This window comes from Aestuariivirga sp. (assembly GCF_046294715.1).
Classification (GTDB): Bacteria; Pseudomonadota; Alphaproteobacteria; order Rhizobiales; family Aestuariivirgaceae; genus Aestuariivirga.
In genome coordinates, this window is the sequence record NZ_JBKBKI010000003.1 from 63247 (window position 1) to 83410 (window position 20164).

Below are 20164 nucleotides of genomic sequence, written 5' to 3' on the forward strand. Positions count from 1 at the left end.
AAAAAGGCTCCGCGATGCGATCGCGGAGCCCTGGATTGCAACGATGCTGCCGCGGCTCAGCGCCAGGCGGTGTAGCGGCTGTGGTCGACCGCGTCGTCGCGGTGGGAGCCACCCTTCGTCGCGGCCCACCAGGCAGCGACGGCGCTGATCAGCAGCGAGGCCGCCGTGATGAAGGCCATGAGCACGCCGAGACGCCTCGCCTGGTCCGCCCGGGCCTTCATGGCGGCGAGCGTCGAGTCGAGCCTTTCGGTTGCCTGCTGCTCGGAGAGCCCGGTCGCGGCGGAGATGCGCTGAACGAGATAGGCGCGGTCCTCGCTTTCTGCCGAGGTCACCCGGTTCGAGCTCAGCAGCCGGCCGAGCTCGGCGCGGCTTTCGGCACTCACGGGCCCGGATGCAGGGGCTGGCGCAGCACCCGGGGCGGGTGCCGCCTCGCCGGCAGGAGCTGCCTCGCCGGCAGGTGGTGCCTCGGCAGCGGGCGCGCCGGCGCGGAGGAGACGGTCGACGTAATAGTCGCTCGTCGCCGCGCTCGTGGCCTGCGGGTTCGATGCCGCTCCGGCGGCCACCGTGGCCGCCCCGGTGGTGGCAAGCGAGGCGAGCCATGCCGCCACCAGCGAGCCGATGAGCACGCCCAGCGCCCACACCACGAGGCCGTGCAACCCGTCGCGCATCTCGACCTCGTGACGCTCCGCATCGCCGATCCTGCGGCGCAGGCGGCCGGTCACGTAGCCCCCGCCGAGGGAAGCCGTCACCTGAAGCCACACAAGCCAGAGCCCGATGCCGATGATCACGCCGAGGCCCGGCATGGCCTGGCGATCGGTGAAGGACGTGAGCGACAAGCCGACGGCCGAACCGAAGGCCACGAACATCATCGAGATGGCGGTGGCCACCACTGCGCCGGCGAAGATGGCGCTCCAGTCGGCGTAGCCCGTACCCGCTTCACTCCGCCGAACGATTTCCGTTTCGGCAGTCTTGGCAATGATTGCCATTGGCGCCTCCCCGCCTCAGCTCAGGCCGAGGAGCGAGAGGACGGCCAGGACGACGACCACCAGCCCAACCAGATAGATCACGGAATTCATGGTGTTTCTCCCTTGCAGATACGTGCCGAAGCAACCGGCGGGAGGGGGAAAAGTTCCTGCAGGGAAGGAAGCCGGAGGGCGGATCGGCGTCAACGCCCCTCGCCCTGCGCCTGATCCGGGCCGCCCGCGTCGTCGTCAGGGCAGTGACGCAGCTGCGCAAGAGCCTGCTGGGGGAAGCTCCGCATCAGGCTTCCCATCAGCATCTGCAACTGAAAGGCGCGGGCGGGCACCTCAAGCTCGGTGCCATTGGCGAAGCGCAGCCTCAGCACGGCGGTGACCTCGCCTGCGAGTTCGCGCGCAAGATCAGGGCCGCTGAAATCCGCCGCGGTGAGCAACGGCGAGCGGTAGCTGACGCCGACCAGAAGCGGCGGCAATTTCCTGGCGGTCATGGCCCGCCCTCCTCGTTTTCATCAACGATATGAAGGCGAACGCGGGATTTCCGGCGAATGTTCCCGAAGCGCAAAGGCAATGTCGCGGCAAGCGTGAGGAACTGCGCGCGCATTTCGGCGTTGGCTCCCGCTGAACTGCCACGACCGAACAGAAGAAGGACAGCATCATGAAAATTCGACATATTCTTGCCGGAACGGCCATCGCGTCACTGGCGCTCGTGGGCGGAAGCATCGCTCCGCCAGGGCTTTCATTCGTGCCACAGGCCGAGGCGGCGGTGAGCATCAGCTTCTCAGTCTTCTACGATGAACTCTCCGCCCATGGCAGCTGGGTGAACTACAACGATGCCTACGTGTTCATTCCGGCCAACGTCGGCAGCGACTGGCGTCCCTACACCCTCGGGCACTGGGTCTACACGGACCGCTATGGCTGGACCTGGGTTTCCGACGAGGCCTTCGGCTGGGCCACCTATCATTACGGCCGCTGGGGTTATGCAGAGGACATCGGCTGGTACTGGGTGCCGGGCAAGCGCTGGGCTCCGGCCTGGGTGAGCTGGCGGCGCAGTGCCGACTACGTGGTCTGGGCGCCGCTGCCGCCGGATCGCGACGGGGACGTCGACGTTTCGATTTCGATCTCCGTCGGCGACATTCCGGAATTCTACTGGGTGGCCGTGCCGACCCGGCGCTTCCTCGAACCCGACATCCATGTCGTCGTCATCCGTGACGACCGCGAGATCCGGCAGGTGGTGGAGCGCACGGAGTTCATCGGCGTTCCGAAGATCACCAACAACATCGTGGTGAACAACGTCATCGACGTCGACATCATCGAAAAGGAAACCGGCAAGGATGTGAAGACCGTCGAGGTGCGCGAGACGGATGATCCGCGCCAGGCCCGCGCCAGCGAGGACCAGGTGACGGTGTTCCAGGGCGAGATCGCCGCCGACGAGAAGGCCAAGCCGCCGAAGGTGAGCGAGGTGAGCGAGGTCAAGAAGGTGAAGCGCGGCGGCGCCTCCGAGGATGCGGCTGGAACCAGCACGGAGGAACCGGCTTCGGAAGCGGCGGAGGGCGGCACGACCGAAGCGCCGGCCGATGCAGCCCAGACCGAGGAGCCCGGTGCCCCCGCCGCCGAGGGTCAGACGGACAAGGCTGACAAGGCCGACAAGGCGAAGAAGGCCAAGAACGCTGACGAGGATGCTGCGGACACCGCCACCTCCGACCAGCCGGCCGGCGCGGCTCAGCCCGAAACGGCCGAGCAACCCGCGCCGTCCGAGGATCAGCCCGCTGCGGCCGAGAACCAGGACGATGGCAACCAGGGCCAGGCCAAGAAGAAGGCCGAGGATGCTGCGGAAGAGCCAGAGGATGCGACCGGCTCCACCGCCGCTCCGGAACAGCCCGCTGCCGAGGCCGGAGAGGACTCCGGCAACGCGCAGGGCAAGGCCAAGGGCAAGGCCAAGAAGGATGAGCAGCAGGCCTGCGATCCGGCCACCGACGCCAACTGCGCGCCCGCGCAGTAAACCCCGACACCGCGTGAAACGAGGACCGGCGCCCCAGGGCGCCGGTTCTTCCTTGCTCAGAGCTTCAGTTTCTGGCGTAGGCGAGCCATGTCCTTCCAGGGATCGGGCGTGCTGCCGGAGAGGCGCTCCAGCGCGCGCTTCAGCGTGTAGTGAGAGGCGGAAGGCAGGGCATCGAGCTCGCTCCAGTCGATCGGCATGGCGACCGGCGCTCCCGCGCGGGCGCGGGTCGAATAGGGAGCGACCGCCGTGGCGCCCCGGCCGTTGCGGAGATAGTCGATGAAGATGCGACCTTGCCGGCGGTTCTTCGCCATGGTCGCCACGTAGCGGCCCGGCGCATCGGCCGCCATCTGCTGGGCCACGGCCTTGGTGAAGGCCTTGGCGTTCTCCCAGTCCAGCGCCGGTTCGACCGGCACCGTCACGTGCAGGCCCTTGCCGCCGGACGTCTTGAGGAAAGACCGAAGCCCCAGCCTCTGCAGCCGCTCGCGCATTTCCACGGCGGCGGACTTTATGTCTTCCCAGCCAATTCCCTCTCCCGGGTCGAGGTCGAAGATCAGCCGGTCCGGACGCTCGAGATCGCCGATGCGCGAACCCCACACATGGATCTCGAGCACGTTCGCCTGCACCAGCGCGAGGAGCCCTGAAAGATCCGCCACCGACATCATCGGCTTTTCGTCCCCGGTGTCGGCGAGGCTGATCGACTTGTCGAGGCCCATCCAGGCGTGCTTGGCGAAGAAGCACTTTTCCGAAGCGCCGCCCGGACAGCGCAGCAGGCTCAACACCCTGTTCGCCACGTGGGGCAGGACCCAGCCGGCGATGGCGCTGTAATAATCGCCCAGGTCCTGCTTGGTGACGCCCGCATCCGGCCACAGCACGCGCTCGGGGTGGGTGAAGGCGAATGCCGGTTCGGCCCGGGCCGACGGCGCACGGCGCGCCCGGCTTTCGCGATGCGGGATGTGCCCGGGATCAGGCTCCAGGACCACTTCTGCGGCGGGCTTGTCCTCGCGCAGGCCCACATAGGCGGCCTGGCGCACCAGCCCATCGGCGGTGCGCCCGCGGTACTCGATCTCGGCCACGACCTTCGGGGCGATCCACACCACGTCACGCGCGGCGGGCCGCGAGACGCTGTTGGCGAATTTCGGCTTCTCCGCCGCAAGCGGCTTCAGCAGCTTGAACAGCGAGGCGGATTCTTCCACCGAGTATCCGGTGCCGGCGCGGCCGGCATGCATCAGGCGGCCCTCCTCATAGTAGCCCAGCACGAGAGAGCCCACGGCGTTCTTCCTGTCGCTCGCCGGAAGGAAGCCGACGACGACGAATTCCTGGCGCAGCATGCATTTCGATTTCACCCAGTGCTCGCCGCGGCCGGAGACATAGGGCATGTCGCACTTCTTCGACACGATGCCTTCGAGACCCAAGCGGCAGGCCTGGGCCAGGATGTCCTCGCCGGGCTGGTCGAGGTGATCGTTGTAGCGCAGCGCGAAGTGCTGCGGCGACTGGCTCAGGACCTCGGACAGAAGGCGCTTGCGCTCGGTCAGCGGCGCGCCGCGGATGTCCGCGCCGTCGAGATAGAGAAGGTCGAAGACGTAGAACACGATGCGGTCCTGCCGGCCCGACTTGAGATCCGTTTGGAGGCCGCTGAAGGTGGAATGCCCCTGCTCGTCCTGGACGATGATCTCGCCGTCGATGAGCGCTGCCTTGGCGGCGAGCGTCTTCACCGCGTCAGCGACGGCGGGAAAGCGCTTCGTCCAGTCGAGGCCCTTGCGGGTGAGGAGCTTCACCTTGCCGCCATCGAGCCGCGCCTGGATGCGGTAGCCGTCGTGCTTGATCTCGTGCAGCCAGCCCGAAGCCGTGGGCGGCTCCGCCACGCTCATCGCGAGGCTGGGCTCGACGAAGGCCGGGAGCATGGCCTTGCGCGCGCCCGGGACCTTGGCGACGGCGGAGGGCTTCACCGCGGAGGACCGGGACGCTCTCGCCTTGTGGTCTGCCCTCAGCGTGTTGCTGGTCTCGAGGTCTTCGTTGCTCTTGCCGGAGAGGATTGATGTCATGTGGCGCTCCGTCGGCTCCGTCTCGCCGGCGGCGAGCGCATGCTCGTCGCTGCGCTTGATCAGCAGCCAGTTCTGGCGCGCGGCCTCGTCCTTCAGGCGGACGAGCGACCACGAACCCTTCAGCCGCTCGCCCTCGAGCCGGAAGGTGAGCTTGCCGGCCTTGAGGCCCTCGTGCGGATCACCTTCCGGAATCCAATGGCCCCGGTCCCACACGATCATGGTGCCGCCGCCGTATTCGCCCTTCGGGATCACGCCTTCCCACTCCTTGTAGGCCATGGGGTGATCTTCCGTCTGAACCGCAAGGCGGCGCACGCCGGGGCGGAGGCTCGGGCCGCGCGTGACGGCCCAGCTCTTCAGGACGCCGTCAAGTTCCAGCCGCAGGTCGAAGTGGAGCCGTCGCGCCGCATGTTTCTGGACGACGAAGGAAAGGCGCGAGCGGCGGCGTGCAGCAGGCCCCGGCGCGGGTGCGGGTGCGGGTGCGGGCTCCGCCGTCTTCGAGAAGTCTCGCTTGGCGGAGTAATCGCGCAGCGGCGAGGCGCGCCTGGCGGAACCCTTGCGCAAGGGTTTCTTCGCTGCCCCAGCGGACGTTCCTGCCGGTTTTCTTCCCATGTCTTTGCCTTCACTTGCCCTTGGCGCGCTTGGCGGGTTTGCGCGGCGCCGGCTTGCGCTTGGCGGCGGCCTTGCGGGGCTTGGACCTTTGCGGTTCGGCCTCGGACCGCGCGCCCCTCTTCAAGCTGTCGCGCAGGGCGTCCATGAGGTTGATGACGTTGCCACGCGGCGGCTCCGGCTCAGGCTCGACCGTGATCTTCTCGCCCTTGGCCTTGCGGGCGATCAGCTTGCGCAGCTCGGTTTCGTAGCGGTCCTCGAACTGCTCGGGCCGGAAACGGCCGACCTTGCGCTCGATCAGCTCGGTGGCGAGATCCACCATTTCGTGATCGAGCCGCATGCTTGGCAGGTCCGAGTAGAACTGCGAGCAGGGCTTCACCTCGTTGGCATAACGCAGGCGGATCAGCATCAGCCCCGATTCCAGCGGCATCACGCCGATCAGGTATTCATGGCCCGACGCGGTGAGCTGGCCCAAGCCCATGGTGCCCGTCTTGCGCAGGGCCTCGCGGATGACGAGATAGCCCTCGGCCGCATATTTGTCCGCGGGCGTCACGTAATAGGGTTGCTCGAAGTAGCGCGGATCGACTTCCTCCAGCGGCACGAAACGGGCGAGCTCGATCGTCTTCTTGCTCTCGAGTTTCACCGCGTCGATCTCCTCGGGCTCCATGAGGACGTTCACATCCTTCTCGATCTCGTAGCCGCTGACAATGTCGGCCGGATCGATCTCGCCGACGCCCTCGACGATCTTGGCATAGTGCACGCGCTTGCCGGTCGGCTTGTGGATCTGGTGAAAACTCACGTCCCCCTTCCGGTCCTCGGCATTGAACACCTCGACCGCGATCGATACCAGAGACAGCCTTAGAAATCCCTTCCAGTAAGCTCTCGCGGCCATGCGCTGCTCCCTACACCGGCAGAATGCGGCGCCCGGCAGCCGGTTCCTTTCCTCGCCGATCCGATGGAACCATCGGGTATGGTGGCGGATTTCCCTCCGGACAGGTTCAAATTCAACCGGTACAAAGGAGTATTGCATGGCAACGACCCCCTCCCCGGGGCGGCATGACCCCAGCCGCAACCCTCTTGCGGGCGAGCCGTCCGCCGATCCGACCCCCATGGGTTCAATGCAGGATCCCCTGCCGCCGGTGGACCGCGCCGGCTACCGCACGAGCGACGACAACGACGTGAATCTCCGGGATGACCGGGTGAGCAGCCGGACCACGGCAGGCGCCGGGCGCGGCTTCGCCACGACCTTCATCATCGCCGCAGCCGTTCTGGTGGTGGCCTTCCTGGTTGCCCTCTATTTCGGCTCGAGCGGCACCAACGTGGCCACGAACCCCGCGGATGTCGACGTGCCGGTGGCCGGCAGCACGCCGGACGCCACGGAGAGCACCGGAACCACGGCGAGCGGAAGCGGAACCGCGGGCAGTACCGATCCGAACGCCGTCGACACCACCGGCAGCACCACCACGCCGCCGGCGAGCGGCACGGAGACGGGCACGGGTACGGGCACCACCGCCCCGGCCAATCCCTGACAGCCGCACGATTCCTGACAGCCTTCGGCCTCTCTCCCCCCGCGAGAGAGGCCGAAACGCATCAGGAACCATCGCCACGGCCTTCCGTTGTCCCCGCAAGATACGAGGACACGAGCCATGTGCGACTACAGTCTTGAACAGCAGCAGAACAGGCCCGCAGCGGCGGGCGACCGGCTGGTGACGGCCGCTTTCTCAAGCTCCACCACGCGTGGCTTCTGCGCCGACGGCGAGCCCGACCTGGCCGTCTGCCTCCTGCCGGGCACGGAGATCGCGTTCGACGAACCGGTGCGGTTTTCCGGCCTCTTCAGTTTCCTGCTCCAGGCGCACCAGCATGATTGCCTCCTTGCCCGCTTCCGCCACGTGAACGAGGACAATCCGCTGCTTCATCACGACGCGCTCGAGTTCGCCAATGGCGAGATCGTGCTCCTCACCCATCTGCGCGACGGGCAGCGCGCCACGGTGATCCAGCTTCCCGCCACCGGCGAGGCGCGGAGCGAGCATACCGCGCCTGCCCCGCAGGCCGTCCTCTGAGCGCGGGCGGAACGATGAGCGAAAAGAAGAAGACCCTTCCTCCCCAGGAACAGGAACGCCAGCCAGGGCTCGAATCCGAGATGCGGCCGGCGCCCGACTACCGCCCCCGCTTCAAGGGAGCCGACAAGCTCAAGGGCAAGGTCGCCGTGATCTCGGGCGGCGACAGTGGGATAGGCCGCGCCGTCGCCGTGGGCATGGCGCGCGAGGGCGCAAAGATCTTGATCCTTTATCTGGACGAGCACGAGGACGCGCGCGAGACCCGGCGCCTCGTCGAGGATGAGGGAAGCGAGGCCGAGATCTTCGCGGGCGACATCGGCTCGGAGCAGCTCTGCCGGGAGGCGATCGACCTGGCCATCCGGAAATTCGGCCGCCTCGACATCCTCGTCAACAATGCGGGCGAGCAGCATACGGTGAGCGCGCTGGAGGAGCTGAGCGAAGAGCAGCTTGTACGAACCTTCCGCACCAACGTGTTCAGCATGTTCTTCCTGACCAAGGCGGCGCTGCCCCACATGGAGTGCGGTGCGGCCATCATCAACTGCACATCGATCACGGCCTACAAGGGCCACACGCAGCTCATCGACTATTCGGCCACGAAGGGTGCGATCGTGACGCTGACGCGCACCCTCTCAGAGCTTCTCGCGCCCCGCGGCATCAGGGTGAACGCGGTGGCGCCCGGCCCGATCTGGACACCGCTCATCCCGGCGTCCTTCGATGCCGAAAAGGTTTCGACCCATGGCGGCGACACGCCGCTCGGCAGGCCCGGCCAGCCCAACGAGGTGGCGAGCTGCTTCGTGTTCCTCGCCAGCGAGGAAGCCTCCTACATGAGCGGCCAGGTGCTCCACCCCAACGGCGGCAAGATCGTCGGATCCTGAACGCCGCTCACGAGGAACTTCGCGCGCTGCCCGAGGGTTTTGCCAAGGCAAGACAATGCGCGCCGAGAGGGTTCGAGCCATCATGAACGACGATACGCTGAATGACCGGGGGCCCCCGCGGAACCCGGCCGCCCACCGGAAGGCCGCCAAGGCGGACCCCGCCTCGGGGCGCGCCGGCGGCGACTTCGCCCGCTGGCGGAACGGCCAGGCGAGCGAACTCGAGGAGCAATTCAAGAACTGGCGTCAAGACGAGCGCCGCAAGCACGCCGAGGCCTTCGAGGCCTGGCGTGAGAAACGCAACGCCCACGGACGGGATGATCCAGCCGTGGACCAGAACAAGACAAGGAGAACCAAATGAGCGTGAAGACCCTGAACGACCTGTTCGTGGAGACCCTGAAGGATCTCTACTACGTGGAAAAGAAGCTCGTGAAGCAGCTTCCGAAGATGGCGGAGAAAGCGACCTCGCCCGAACTCAAGCAGGCGATGGAGGATCACCTCTCCGAAACGGAGACGCACGTGGAGCGGCTGGAGCAGGTATTCCAGCTTCTCGACCAGCGCCCCACGGCGAAGACCTGCGAGGCTCTCGAGGGCCTGCTGCGGGAGGCCGAGGAGACGACCTCCGAGATCGACGACGAGCAGACGCTCGATGCCGCCCTGATTTCCTCGGCGCAGACGGTGGAGCATTACGAAATCGCCCGCTACGGCACGCTGGCCTGCTGGGCGGCAGAGATCGGCAACAACGAGGTGGCAGAGCTTCTCGAGCAGACGCTGGAGGAAGAGAAGGCCGCTGACGAGAAGCTCAGCACCATTGCCGAGGACTCGATCAACCAGCGGGCCGCCGCCTGACCTCATCCTCATCCGGAACAGCAGGGGCCGCAGCACCCGGACGGGCGTTGCGGCCCCTGCCCTTCATGCAGCCGCGGCTTGAGGCTTGCGGGACTCCGCGGCTTTGACAGCAGCGGGATTTCACATCCTGGGTCGTTGCCAGCATGCGACGGCAGCCAGGACCGCGCTAAGGCGTGATGTCGAAGTCCACGCGGGCGGGCAGGACGTTCCACGCCAAGCCCGCGCTCGGACCCTGGGCGGCGGCTACTCGTATCCCGTCATCTCGACATAGCCGCGCCCCGGGTGCGAGCCCTCGAGGAAGACCGGGCCTTCCCAGTAGGATACCTGCGTTTCCATCCAGGCCTGCGGGTTGAGCGCCCGGGTGGCGACGTCCAACCCCTTTCCCGGCAGCGCCACGCGCCAGCGGACGGGCACGCGGCGCCCCTGAACCTCGGCCCAGTCGAGCGGCTCCACGCGCATGGCTCCAGGCGCCTGCGGCTCCGGCTTGCCATCGGCGGCGATCCAGGTGGCGGAGGTGAAGCCCTCCCCCGCATCGCGAAGGCGGAAGCCCATCAGCTTCTCGCCCGTGGCGAAATGAAACGAGAACCAGTCCCACCCCGTCTGGCCGGGGCTCAGCGGCTGCGAGGACCATTCATGGTCGTACCAGGCCTGGCCGGTGACGGAGACGTTCCGTCCCGCGACGCGGATCGTTCCCCGCACATCGTAGAAAGGCTGTGAGTAATAGTAGCTGGCCTGCCCTTCGGCGGACTTCACGGAATAACCGGCCTCGCCCTGGAGCACGAGCGGACCCGTCGCGTCGAGGTTCAGATCATAGGAAAAATCCATCGCTTCCGCCGAGACCTCGAGGGCGGAGAGCGGATCGGCACCGGGCCCGGCTCGCGAGATCATCCTCCACGCGTCGATCGTCGCGGCGAAGGGCAAGACGGCAACACCCGCCTGACCGATTCCGCCGCGCGCCAGCCGCTCGGCCGAGTGGTGCGCCTCGGCAGTGGTAAGCGCCGCATGGCCCATCCACAACTGCGGGCTCTCCCAACCCTGCTTCTCCGCCGGGGCAAGCGCGGATCGGAACAGCGTCCACTGGGCGCCGTAATTCTCGCCGTCGGGGCCTTCGAGGTTTGCGGTGAGATACCACCATTCAATGCGGAACTCCGGGTGGGCGCCGTGATCCTGCGGAAAGCGAAGCTCGGTGCCGCGCTGCGGAATCGAGAAGCCCCCGGCATCGCCGCCGAGGCCCGCAAAACCCTGCGCCATGGCAGGGCTTGCCAGAGCCGCGAGAAGAAGAAATGCCTTAGCGTTCATGGGCGAAGACCTTGACAAGCTCGGCGGGCGCGAGCCGCGCGAGGCGGAGGGCGGGCAGGATGGCAGCTCCCGCCGCACTGAGCAGCGCCAGCGCGAACAGCCTCAGCCAGTCTAGCGGAAACAGATGAAGCGGCAGCCGCCATCCGAAGGCCTCGACATTGACGACTGCGAGAAGCAGCCAGGCGAGCGCCAGGCCGGCGGGAACCGCCGCGAGCATGGTGAAGGCGGCGAGCGCAAGGCTGCGCGCGAGCTCGAGAAGCGCGAGCCGTCTCTGCGTGAGGCCCATGGCCCAGACCGGCGCCAGCTGCGCGAAGCGCATGCCCGAAAGGGTGAGAAGGCTCGCGAGGATGGCGATCCCTGCGACACCCAGCGTCAGCACGTTGAGCGCCGCGGTGACGGTGAAGGTGCGGTCGAAGATGCGCAGCGAGAAGGCCTTGATTGCCGCCTGATCGATGACGTTCTCCGCGGGAAGACCGAATGCGGCGCGCAGTTGCCGGGCAAGCGGCCGTGCCTCCTCAGGCGCCACGCGCACGGCGTAGCGCAACCGGCTCGCATCCGGGTAAAGCGTGGTGAGCAGGCTGACACCGATCATGATCTGGCCTTTCGGATTGCCATAGTCCGAAAAGATGCCGACCACCGGAAGGCTGCGCCCTTCTTCGAGGCTCACGCTGTCGCCGAGCGCCAGGGAAACGCGCCGGGAGAGCTGCTCGTTGACCAGAAGCCCTTGCCCCCTGGCGATCAGGTCCCACACGCCGGGCTCCGCTGCCAGCAACGGCCAGTTCTCGCGGTAGGTGGCGTGATCGGCGACGCCGTAGATCTGCACCGGCTGGTCGAAGAGGCGCGTCTCCGCGTTCCAGACGGGGAGCACCGCCTCGCTCCTTCGTTCCAGCCAGGCGCGCACCTTCTCCGATTCCGCGGGTGATCGCGTGGTGACGTAGAGCTCGGAAGCAAGCCGCTGGTCGAGCCAGCCGACGAAGGTGAGGCGGAAGCTTTCCACCATGGTGCCGACGCCGGCATTGGCCGCGAGCGCGAGGAGCAAGGCCATGAGGGCAAGTGAGAGCCCCGGCAGCTGCTGTCGCGTATCCGACCAGAACCACTGCGCCAGGGCACCTCGCGAATGACGCGCGGCAAGCCTCAGGACGGTTGAAAGTGCCGCCGGCAGAAGCATGGCCGCGCCGAGCAGCATGGCACCGAGTGCGGCAAAGCCCATGGCAAGCCCGCTTCCCAATTGCACGAGCGCGGCCGACGCGCCGAGCGATGCGAGGCCGCCGATGGCCTGGAGGCGCAGGGCGCGCTCGGACGCAAGACTCCAGGCGCGTGGCCGTGCAGGCGCCAGGAGCGGCATGCGCGCGATGCGCCAGAGGCGGGAGGCGGCGGAGAAAAGCGTGCCCGCCACGGCGATGCCAAGCCCCAGGAGCCAGACGGAGGGCCGCACAGCCAGGGTCCCAGGCACTTCGGCGCCATAGAGCCCCCGCAGGCTCGCGGCGACGTCCGGCAGCAAGAGCCAGGCGACGCCATAGCCGAGCACCACCCCGGCCAGACCCGCGACAAGGGCAAAGCCCAGAAGTTCGATCAGCAGCAGGACGACCAGCGTGCGGAGCGGCACGCCCACCGCGCGCATGGTGCGGAACACCGGGCGGCGCTGCTCGAAGGCAAGTCCGATTGCCGAATGCACGATGAAGAGCCCCACGGCAAAGGCCAGAAAGCCGAAGGCCGTGAGGTTCAGGTGAAAGCTATCGGTGAGGCGCGAGAGATCGGTGTCGACTGCCGGCGCGCGGCGCACCAGATCGGGAGCAATCTCGTGCAGATCCGGGACCGAACTCAGCTGCTCCGGCCAGAGAAGGAGGCGGGAAATCTGGCCCTCAGCCGCCAGCAGCTTTTGCGCGATGCCAATGTCGGTGAGCGCCGTTCCCGGCGGCAGCGCATCCGACAGGCGGAGCGGCGGCGTCTCCTCGTTGGCGAGCCGGCGTGCCGTTTCGGGCGAGACGACGAGCACACCGGGAGGCGTGATGAAGGCCCCGAGGCCGATTTCCGCGCCGGCGATATCCACCTGCGCGGCTTCAGGGGGCAAGGTCAGCGGATCGATGCCCAGGAGGCGGAACCGCTCGCCGCCGAAGCGCCTCTCGCCCTCGATCACCGGCGAGACCAGCCAGCCAGCCTTGCGGAGTTCGACGAAAATCTTCTCGCCGAAGCGCTGGCCATCCGGCCTCGCGAGGGATTGGAGCCGGTCCTGCCCGACAACGGCGGCGGCGCGGGCATAGCTGGCACGCGCCTCACCGTTGATCGCCTGCACGGCGGACCAGAGGGCCGTGGCGAGCGAGAGCCCGAGAAGCAGCATCGCGCATTGCAGCGCGTGGCGCCTCCAGTAGGAGAGAAGAACGGCGAAGCCCTGCGCCAGCATCAGGTGATCCTGCCGCCCTGGAGGTGCAACCGGCTGCCGAGGCGCGCCGCCAGCCGCGCCGAATGGGTGACCATCAGCAGGGCGGCGCCGGTTTCGCCCTGGAGCGACAGCATGAGATCGAGCACGGCGTCGCCAGTCGCCTCATCGAGATTGCCCGTCGGCTCGTCCGCGAGGATGAGACGCGGTCGCGCCGCCAGTGCCCTGCCGATCGCAACGCGCTGCTGCTGACCGCCGGAGAGCTGTTCCGGATATCGGCTCATGAGCTTGTCGAGGCCGAGCCTCTCCGCCAGGCGCTGCATCCAGTTTGCATCGTGGCGGCCGGCGATGCGGGCCTGGAAGGCGAGGTTCGCCGCCACGTCGAGCGAAGGGATGAGGTTAAACTGCTGGAAGACGAGACCCACCGTTTCGCGCCGCACCTGCGCCAGTTCCGCGTCCGCCAGGCCGGAAATCTCCCTCCCGCCCACGGCGATCCGGCCCGAGTCCGGCCGGTCGAGGGCACCCGCCAGGTGGAGGAGCGTGCTCTTTCCGCTGCCCGACTCGCCGGTGAGCGCCACGCTCTCACCCTCCCCCAGCGCCAGGTTCACGCCGCGCAGCACCTCGAGCCGGCCTTCCCCGGTGGCGTAGGATTTCGTCACGTCCTCAAGCTCGAGCAGCATGCCCTCGTTCCGGTAGCGGGATGTTCCGTCTTTACGCAGGACGGGCGGAAACGGACCGTGGTTCCTTGACGCGGGGAGAGGGCCACCCGCAGGAACGCCAGCGGCACGCTCGGCGTTCAACGCCTGTGCCGCTCTTGGAGACCCGCGCGATGATGCTTCGCCTCCGGACATTCTTCGCCGCCGCATGGCTGATGGCCATCGGCGGGGCATCGCCAGCGCTTGCCGATTATGCCGCCGCGCGAGAGAGGTTCGAATCGCTCCCGGCGCGGCTCCAGACCTCGATCGGTCTGGCCCTGATCGCGACGGGGGATTTCGAGGGACTGATCGAACATGGCTTCACCCGCCGCCTCTATCGTGCGGTGCGCAGCTTCGAACGGCGGGAAGGCCTGAGGGCGGACGGGGTTCTTGCCCAGGACGAGATCGACCACCTCGCCGCCGTGGCCGACCGCTTCTACGAGAGGCTGGGCACCCGTTATTACACCCACGCGACGACGGGCGCGAAACTCCTCGTTCCGCGCCTGCTGTTCGACGAAGAGAAGACGACGGCGGACGGCATGCTCTTCTCGCGCGGCGACGGCATGCTCTCCCTCAGCTTCGTGTCGTTCCCCTCCGACCAGAGAAGCTTCTCGGAACTTTATGCCACCCTCTCCTCCAGCAGCGCCGAGAAGCAGGTCATCTACCGCCGCCGCTTCGAGACGCATTTCGTGGCGACGGGCTTCTTCGCCGGCCGGAAGTTCTACACCTGGATGGCCAGGACCGGCGGAAGCACCACGGGCTTCACCCTGTCATGGAGCGAGCAATGGGAGGAGACGGGACGGAAACTCTCCACCCTGCTCGCCAATTCCTTCATGGCCGACCCTTCCTGATGCTTCCGCCCAGGCGCGCGCTTGGCTATCCTCCACCCGACGAGGACGGAGAACAGACATGCCCGCGGCCCCGGACGAACATGCGCGAATGCCTTTCCAGTTGCCGTTTCCTCAGGATGCGCTGAGCGAAATCGTCATCCCCGACGCCGTGCCGCAGGACGAGAGGCTGTGGGTGCCGCAGGCGGAAAATGTGTGGTTCAGGCCGCTGTGCCTCAACCGCAGCCAGGGCTATTGGATGAACCTGCTCAAGGTGAGGAAGGCCGGCGTGCTGTCGCGCCACCGGCATCCCAACACGGTGCATGGCTTCGTGCTGAAGGGCCGCTGGCGCTACCTCGAACATGACTGGGAGGCCACTGAAGGGAGCTACGTATTCGAGCCGCCCGGCGAGACGCACACGCTGGTGGTGCCCGACGACGTCGAGGAGATGATCACCTATTTCCAGGTCAACGGCATCATGTATTACGTCGACCCTTGGGGGAAGAACCTCGGGTATGAGGATGTCTTCACCAAGATCGACATGTGCCGCGCGCATTTCGAAAAGGTCGGGCTCGGCGCCGACTACGTGACGCGCTTCATCCGCTGAAAGGAGTGCCGGCATGGGGTTCTGGCCCGATGGCTGCTTTGAGGGAAGGAACGTGCTGGTGACCGGCGGCACCTCCGGCATCGGCGCGGCAGTTGCCGCGGCCTTCCTCGCGGAAGGTGCGGAGGTGACGGTGACGGGCGCCACCGCGGCCGAGGCCGAAGAGGCCTCGGGGCGCGCGACGGGCATCCGCGTGGAGGAGTTGGACGTCCGCGACGGCGGAGCCGTCGAGAGGCTGGTCTCCTCCTTTGCACGGCTCGACCACGTGGTGAACTGCGCCGGTGTCATCCGGCGCGGGGCCGAGCACGATCCGCAGGTATTCGCCGACGTCGTCGACGTCAACCTCACCGGGACGATGCGCGTCTGCGCCGCGGCCCGCGGGAAGCTGCGGGAAAGCCGCGGCAGCATCGTCAACACCGCCTCGATGCTGAGCTTCCTCGGCGGCGGACTGGTGCCGGCGTATGCCGCATCGAAAGGCGGTATCGCGCAGCTCACCCGGTCGCTCGCCATTGCCTATGCCGCAGACGGAATACGGGTGAACGCCGTGGCCCCGGGCTGGATCGCAACGCGCCTCACGGAGGCCCTGCAGAAAGACCCCGAGCGGAGCACCGCCATTCTCGCGCGCACGCCTCTCGGGCGCTGGGGCAAGCCTGAGGAGATCGCGGGCGGCGTGCTCTTTCTCGCCTCGCCGATCGCATCCTTCGTCACCGGAACGGTGCTCACCATCGACGGCGGATATCTCTCCGCCTGACCTCAGCGCAGGCGCCGCCCGGCCTCGTCGAGCAGGAGCACGTCGGACGGGGCGATCGCCACCCCCACCTCCTCGCCCTCGCGCCATACGCGATCCTCGATGGTGGCAATGGCCTGCAGCTTCTGCCCCTCGAGATCGATGAAATAGGCGGCGGTGCCGCCGAGATAGGACGCCGATGCCACGCGCGCCCTGTGTTTCAGCTTCTCCGCTGCGCCGAGCTGCACCTTTTGCGCCCTGACGACGGCGGTGACGAATGCCCCTTCACGCGCGCCTTCGGGTGCCACGGCCGCGATGGTCACGCCGTTGTCGAGGCGAACCATCGCCTGGCCGCCGGAGAGCGAGGCGATCTTGCCGGGCAGCAGGTTCGACTGGCCGAGGAAGCTCGCGACGAATTGCGACTCGGGGCGGCGGTAGACTTCCTCGGGCGAACCGACCTGCTCGATCACGCCCTTGTTCATCACCACGATTCGGTCCGACATGGCCAGGGCCTCCTCCTGGTCATGCGTCACGAAGATCGTGGTGATGCCCACCTCGCGCTGGATGATCTTGAGTTCCGTGCGCATCTCCTCGCGCAGGTTGGCATCGAGCGCGGAGAGCGGCTCGTCGAGAAGCAGAACGTCCGGCTCGATCACGATGGCTCGGGCGAGCGCGATGCGCTGCTGCTGGCCGCCCGAGAGTTCGGAAGGCAGCTTCTTCTCGACGCCCGGCAGTCGCACCATGTCGAGCGCGCGCTTCACCTTCTGGGCAATGACCGGCCTTTCGACGTTCCGGTATTTCAATCCGAACGCGATGTTGTCGAAAACCGTCTTGTGCGGGAACAGCGCATAGTTCTGGAAGACGAGTCCGATGTTGCGCCTGTGGATCGGGATGTTGTCGATGCGGCGGCCGGCGACGTCGATTTCGCCGCCCGTCGGCTGGACGAGGCCGGCGATCGAGCGGAGGATCGTCGTCTTGCCGCAGCCCGAGGGGCCGAGCAGCGTCACGAATTCACCTTTGCGGATCGAGAGGCTCACATCCTTCACCGCGACGAAATCGCCATAGGCGAGCGTCACGTTGCGGAGGTCGACGGCGGAGGCTGCGGTCATGATGTCTCGTGCGATGTTCAGAAAGAACCCTTCTCCCATTGCCGCGCAACGGGAGAAGGGACTTGGTGTGATGTCAGCCGCCCTTGGAGATGCGGTCCCACTGCTTGGTCCACTCGTCGAGATTGGTGGACCAGTAGTTCGGGTCGGCGAAGGTGAGCGAGGTCATGGTGCCCGTGGGATCGAATGCCGGGAGCTTCGTGATCTTCTCGGTCATCTTCACCTTGTTGGGGTCGAGCGAAGGCGGATAGTTCTGGCCCTCGGCCACCGCGATTGCGGTTGCCGGCTCGAGCATGAAGTTCACGAGCTCCTCGCATTCGGCCATGGGCGAGCCCTTGAGGATCAGCATGTCCTCCATCCAGGCGTAGGAGCCCGGCGGATCGATGTAACCGATCGGGTGGCCCTGCTGCTGCAGCGCCGCCACGCGGCCCGACCAGGCCTCGGTCACGACGATCTCGCCCTTGGCCAGCAGGTCCATGAGCTCGGCACCCGAGGACCAGTACTTCTTCACCAGGTCGCGGTTCTCGCGCACCTTCGCCCAGACCGCCTCGATATCCTTGATGTCGTTCGGGTTCTGCCCGGCGGCCAGCGCGCCGTACCAGACGCGGGTGACCATGTCGCCATAGCCGCCGATCTTGCCCTGGTACTTGGGATCGACGAGCAGTGCGGCGCCCTTCTCCTTGGCTTCCGCCTCGGAGATCACGGTGGTGTTATAGGCGATCCCCGTGGTGCCGTAGTCGTAGGGCACGCAGGAGAGCTTCGGCGTCATCTTGCGGAACGGCTCGATCATCGCCTGCATGACGAGCTTCATGTTGGGGATGTTGTCTTCGTTGATCTCGCTGGTGAAGCCGCCGTCGACGTAACGCTTGTAGTATTCGACGCCGGAGGAGTGGATGATCTGGTATTCCCCGGGGCTCGCGGTCTTCACCTTGGTGATGATCTCGCTCTCGTCGCCGAAGGTGCCCTGCACCACCTTGATGCCGGTCTTGGCGGTGTAGGGCTGGAAGGCGAACTTGTCGATCGCCTCCTGCACGACGCCGCCCCAGCCGTCAAAGCGGACTTCGGTGACGGCGGCGAGCGCCTGGGGCGTCCAGCGCATGCCGACGCCGGCGGAGGCCGCGGCCGCCGCGGCGAGGCCGAGGAAGGTGCGGCGGTCCATGCCGCCGTTCATGTAGCGCTCGGTGAGGCGCTCCAGGCGTTTCGTGGTCGTGAGTTTCATGGTGTTTCTCCCTGTGTGGTTCAACGCACGCTTCGCGCCAGGTAGCGGGCGAGCCAGCCGCCCAGCAACGGAAGCCCCACGGTTACGACGATCATCAAGGTGCCCAGGGCGTTGATCTCCGGGCTGATGGAGACTTTCAGCATCGACAGGATCTGCGTCGGCATGGTCTCGACGCCCGAGGGGCGCCAGAACATGCTGGCGGTGATGTTGTCGAAGGAAATGGTGAAGACGAGAAGCAGGCTTGCCACGATGGCGGGCATCAGCAGCGGCAGCGTGATCTCGCGGAAGGTGTGGAAGCGGTTGGCGCCGAGCGACATCGCCGCCTCCTCGTAGATGCGCTTGATACCGATGAGACGGGCCTGCACGACGAGCACCACATAGGGCAGCGCCAGCATGATGTGGCCAAGCACCAGTAGCCACAGCGTGCGCGGCTGCTCGGCCCAGCGCATCAGCAGGAGCAGGCCGACGCCGAGCACGGTCTCGGGAACGAGGGCCGGCGCCACCAGGATGGTGTTGACCCATTCCTTGCCGGGAAAATCATAGCGGACGAGTGCCAGCGCCCCGAGGATTCCCAGAACCGAACAGACCACCGCGGTGACGAGGGCCACCCACAGCGAGGTCTGGAAGGCGCGCAGAACGGGCTCGTTGTCCATCAGCTTGTGATACCAGCGGAAGCTGAGCCCGGTCATCGGGAAGCCGCCGAACTGGGAATCGTTGAAGGAGAGAACGACCACCACCAGAATGGGAGCAAACATGAAGATGTAGACGAGCACGGTGAAGGCCTGCACCGCACGCCATCCGAGCCCCTTGTCGACCGCTGCCCCCGTCATCCGCCCAGACCCTTGAAGACGCGCGAGAGGCCCATGTACCGGCTGTAGATCGCGGCGACGGCGCCGAGCAGCACCAGCAGCACGAGGGAGAGCGTCGAGCCCATCGGCCAGTTCAGCTGGCCCATGATGGTGTCGAAGATGATGTTGCCGAACAGCGCGTCACGCGTCGAACCGAGGATTTCGGGCGTGACGTAGCTGCCCGCAGCCAGCACGAAGCACAGGAGAAGTCCGGCCATGAGGCCGGGGAGAGACAAGGGCAACACCACCTCGCGGAACGCCTGCCACGAGGTGCAGCCCAGCGTGCGCGCGGCCGAAATGAGATTGCGGTCAATGCCTTCGATGGCAACGTAAACATTGAGGATCATATAGGGCAGCAGGAAATGGATCATGCCCATGATCACCGATCCTTCGGTGTAGAGCATGCGCAGCGGCTCCGAGATGAGGCCCGCCTTCATCAGCACCACGTTGATCACTCCCTGCTCGCCGAGGATGTGAATCCAGGAGAAGGTGCGGATCGTGAAGCTGATCCAGAAGGGCACGATGAGCAGGAGCAGCAGCAGCCACTTGTGCCGCGTCGCCGACATGGCGATGAAATAGGCGGGCGGATAGCCGAGCAGCGCGCAGAGCAAAGCCGTGATCGCCGCCACTCGCACCGTTTTCCAGAGAAACAGGTGATAGAAGCTGTCGGTGAAGAACTCGCGCCAGTTCGCGGTGGTGAAGACCTCCTTCTCGACGCCGCCGGTGACGAACTCATAAAAGGAGAAGATCGTCATGATGCCGATCGGGACGATCATCAGCACGGTGAGCGTGAGAAGCGCGGGCGCGAGCAGGAGCCAGGGCCGGCGGCGTTCCGCCAGGCTGAGAGCCGATGCGCTCATGGATGTTCTCCGGCAGCTGCAGCGGGGCCCGGAGCGCGGCAATGATCGTCTTTCGTCACGTCAACCCATAACTGTTTGCCGTCATGCTTCCGAGCTTTGCAGCAAAGAGTCAACCCCGCGCATCCGCCGATTTACGCGGGAAGGCCATGCAAGCGGGCCGCGATTGACAAAGGGCGCGGCGCGGCTTCACTTGTGCACTC

The 20164-nt window shown here is 66.6% G+C and carries 20 protein-coding genes; 9 read left to right on the forward strand and 11 right to left on the reverse strand.

Going from position 1 to position 20164, the window contains the following annotated elements; translation table 11 throughout:
• Positions 1–56: 56 nt before the first annotated feature.
• Both ACK4HL_RS03370 and ACK4HL_RS03375 read right to left on the reverse strand, forming a co-directional pair.
• On the reverse strand, positions 57–986 hold the full coding sequence (locus ACK4HL_RS03370; protein ID WP_409756626.1) for a hypothetical protein: 930 nt from the start codon (positions 984–986) through the stop codon (positions 57–59).
• A gap of 179 nt (positions 987–1165) precedes the next feature.
• Positions 1166–1465, reverse strand: coding sequence for a hypothetical protein (locus ACK4HL_RS03375; RefSeq protein ID WP_409756627.1), 300 nt, complete (start codon positions 1463–1465; stop codon positions 1166–1168).
• A 167-nt stretch (positions 1466–1632) separates the two neighbouring features.
• Between ACK4HL_RS03375 and ACK4HL_RS03380 the strand changes: the two genes are divergently transcribed.
• Positions 1633–2976, forward strand: coding sequence for a DUF6600 domain-containing protein (locus ACK4HL_RS03380; protein WP_409756628.1), 1344 nt, complete (start codon positions 1633–1635; stop codon positions 2974–2976).
• 56 nt (positions 2977–3032) lie between these two features.
• On the opposite strand, the gene ligD is transcribed toward ACK4HL_RS03380, so the two are convergent.
• Positions 3033–5579 carry a DNA ligase D gene (gene ligD / locus ACK4HL_RS03385; RefSeq protein ID WP_409756629.1) on the reverse strand — a complete coding sequence of 849 codons (2547 nt, stop codon included), beginning with the start codon at positions 5577–5579 and terminating at the stop codon, positions 3033–3035.
• A 58-nt stretch (positions 5580–5637) separates the two neighbouring features.
• Complete coding sequence (locus ACK4HL_RS03390; RefSeq protein ID WP_409756630.1) at positions 5638–6516, reverse strand: Ku protein; 879 nt, start codon at positions 6514–6516, stop codon at positions 5638–5640.
• A 136-nt stretch (positions 6517–6652) separates the two neighbouring features.
• On the opposite strand from ACK4HL_RS03390, the gene ACK4HL_RS03395 reads away from it, so the two are divergent.
• The 5 genes from ACK4HL_RS03395 to ACK4HL_RS03415 all read left to right on the forward strand — a co-directional run bounded on the left by ACK4HL_RS03395 (position 6653) and on the right by ACK4HL_RS03415 (position 9402).
• Positions 6653–7153 (forward strand): hypothetical protein, encoded by a 501-nt coding sequence (locus ACK4HL_RS03395; protein WP_409756631.1) that lies wholly within the window; start codon positions 6653–6655, stop codon positions 7151–7153.
• Positions 7154–7270: 117 nt separating this feature from the next.
• Complete coding sequence (locus tag ACK4HL_RS03400) at positions 7271–7684, forward strand: hypothetical protein (RefSeq protein WP_409756632.1); 414 nt, start codon at positions 7271–7273, stop codon at positions 7682–7684.
• A 14-nt stretch (positions 7685–7698) separates the two neighbouring features.
• Positions 7699–8556, forward strand: coding sequence for an SDR family oxidoreductase (locus ACK4HL_RS03405; RefSeq protein ID WP_409756633.1), 858 nt, complete (start codon positions 7699–7701; stop codon positions 8554–8556).
• An 82-nt stretch (positions 8557–8638) separates the two neighbouring features.
• Positions 8639–8914, forward strand: a complete 276-nt coding sequence (locus ACK4HL_RS03410) for a hypothetical protein (protein ID WP_409756634.1) — start codon at positions 8639–8641, stop codon at positions 8912–8914.
• Complete coding sequence (locus tag ACK4HL_RS03415) at positions 8911–9402, forward strand: ferritin-like domain-containing protein (RefSeq protein WP_409756635.1); 492 nt, start codon at positions 8911–8913, stop codon at positions 9400–9402. The genes ACK4HL_RS03410 and ACK4HL_RS03415 overlap by 4 nt, the downstream gene beginning before the upstream one ends.
• A gap of 243 nt (positions 9403–9645) precedes the next feature.
• Here the strand turns inward: ACK4HL_RS03415 and ACK4HL_RS03420 are convergent, their stop codons facing one another.
• From ACK4HL_RS03420 to ACK4HL_RS03430, 3 genes are read right to left on the reverse strand one after another with little or no spacing between them, the layout of a single operon-like run.
• Positions 9646–10701: a lipocalin-like domain-containing protein gene (locus ACK4HL_RS03420; protein WP_409756636.1), complete on the reverse strand. Its 1056-nt coding sequence runs from the start codon at positions 10699–10701 to the stop codon at positions 9646–9648.
• Complete coding sequence (locus tag ACK4HL_RS03425) at positions 10691–13102, reverse strand: FtsX-like permease family protein (RefSeq protein ID WP_409756637.1); 2412 nt, start codon at positions 13100–13102, stop codon at positions 10691–10693. Before ACK4HL_RS03425 ends, ACK4HL_RS03420 begins: the two co-directional genes overlap by 11 nt.
• Positions 13102–13758: an ABC transporter ATP-binding protein gene (locus tag ACK4HL_RS03430; RefSeq protein WP_409756638.1), complete on the reverse strand. Its 657-nt coding sequence runs from the start codon at positions 13756–13758 to the stop codon at positions 13102–13104. The genes ACK4HL_RS03425 and ACK4HL_RS03430 overlap by 1 nt, the downstream gene beginning before the upstream one ends.
• A gap of 149 nt (positions 13759–13907) precedes the next feature.
• Here ACK4HL_RS03430 and ACK4HL_RS03435 point away from each other — a divergent pair, with 149 nt between their 5' ends.
• From ACK4HL_RS03435 to ACK4HL_RS03445, 3 genes are read left to right on the forward strand one after another with little or no spacing between them, the layout of a single operon-like run.
• Positions 13908–14624, forward strand: coding sequence for a hypothetical protein (locus tag ACK4HL_RS03435; protein ID WP_409756639.1), 717 nt, complete (start codon positions 13908–13910; stop codon positions 14622–14624).
• A 58-nt stretch (positions 14625–14682) separates the two neighbouring features.
• A complete protein-coding gene (locus ACK4HL_RS03440; RefSeq protein WP_409756640.1) occupies positions 14683–15207 on the forward strand; it encodes a 2,4'-dihydroxyacetophenone dioxygenase family protein in 525 nt (174 codons plus the stop codon).
• Between the two features lie 13 nt (positions 15208–15220).
• Positions 15221–15955, forward strand: coding sequence for an SDR family NAD(P)-dependent oxidoreductase (locus ACK4HL_RS03445; protein WP_409756641.1), 735 nt, complete (start codon positions 15221–15223; stop codon positions 15953–15955).
• Positions 15956–15957: 2 nt separating this feature from the next.
• On the opposite strand, the gene ACK4HL_RS03450 is transcribed toward ACK4HL_RS03445, so the two are convergent.
• The 4 genes from ACK4HL_RS03450 to ACK4HL_RS03465 form a co-directional block, all read right to left on the reverse strand.
• A complete protein-coding gene (locus ACK4HL_RS03450; protein ID WP_409756642.1) occupies positions 15958–17040 on the reverse strand; it encodes an ABC transporter ATP-binding protein in 1083 nt (360 codons plus the stop codon).
• 73 nt (positions 17041–17113) lie between these two features.
• Positions 17114–18256, reverse strand: a complete 1143-nt coding sequence (locus tag ACK4HL_RS03455) for an extracellular solute-binding protein (protein WP_409756643.1) — start codon at positions 18254–18256, stop codon at positions 17114–17116.
• Positions 18257–18276: 20 nt separating this feature from the next.
• Positions 18277–19086, reverse strand: coding sequence for an ABC transporter permease (locus tag ACK4HL_RS03460; protein ID WP_409756644.1), 810 nt, complete (start codon positions 19084–19086; stop codon positions 18277–18279).
• Positions 19083–19964, reverse strand: coding sequence for an ABC transporter permease (locus ACK4HL_RS03465; RefSeq protein WP_409756645.1), 882 nt, complete (start codon positions 19962–19964; stop codon positions 19083–19085). Before ACK4HL_RS03465 ends, ACK4HL_RS03460 begins: the two co-directional genes overlap by 4 nt.
• Between the last annotated feature and the right edge of the window lie 200 nt (positions 19965–20164).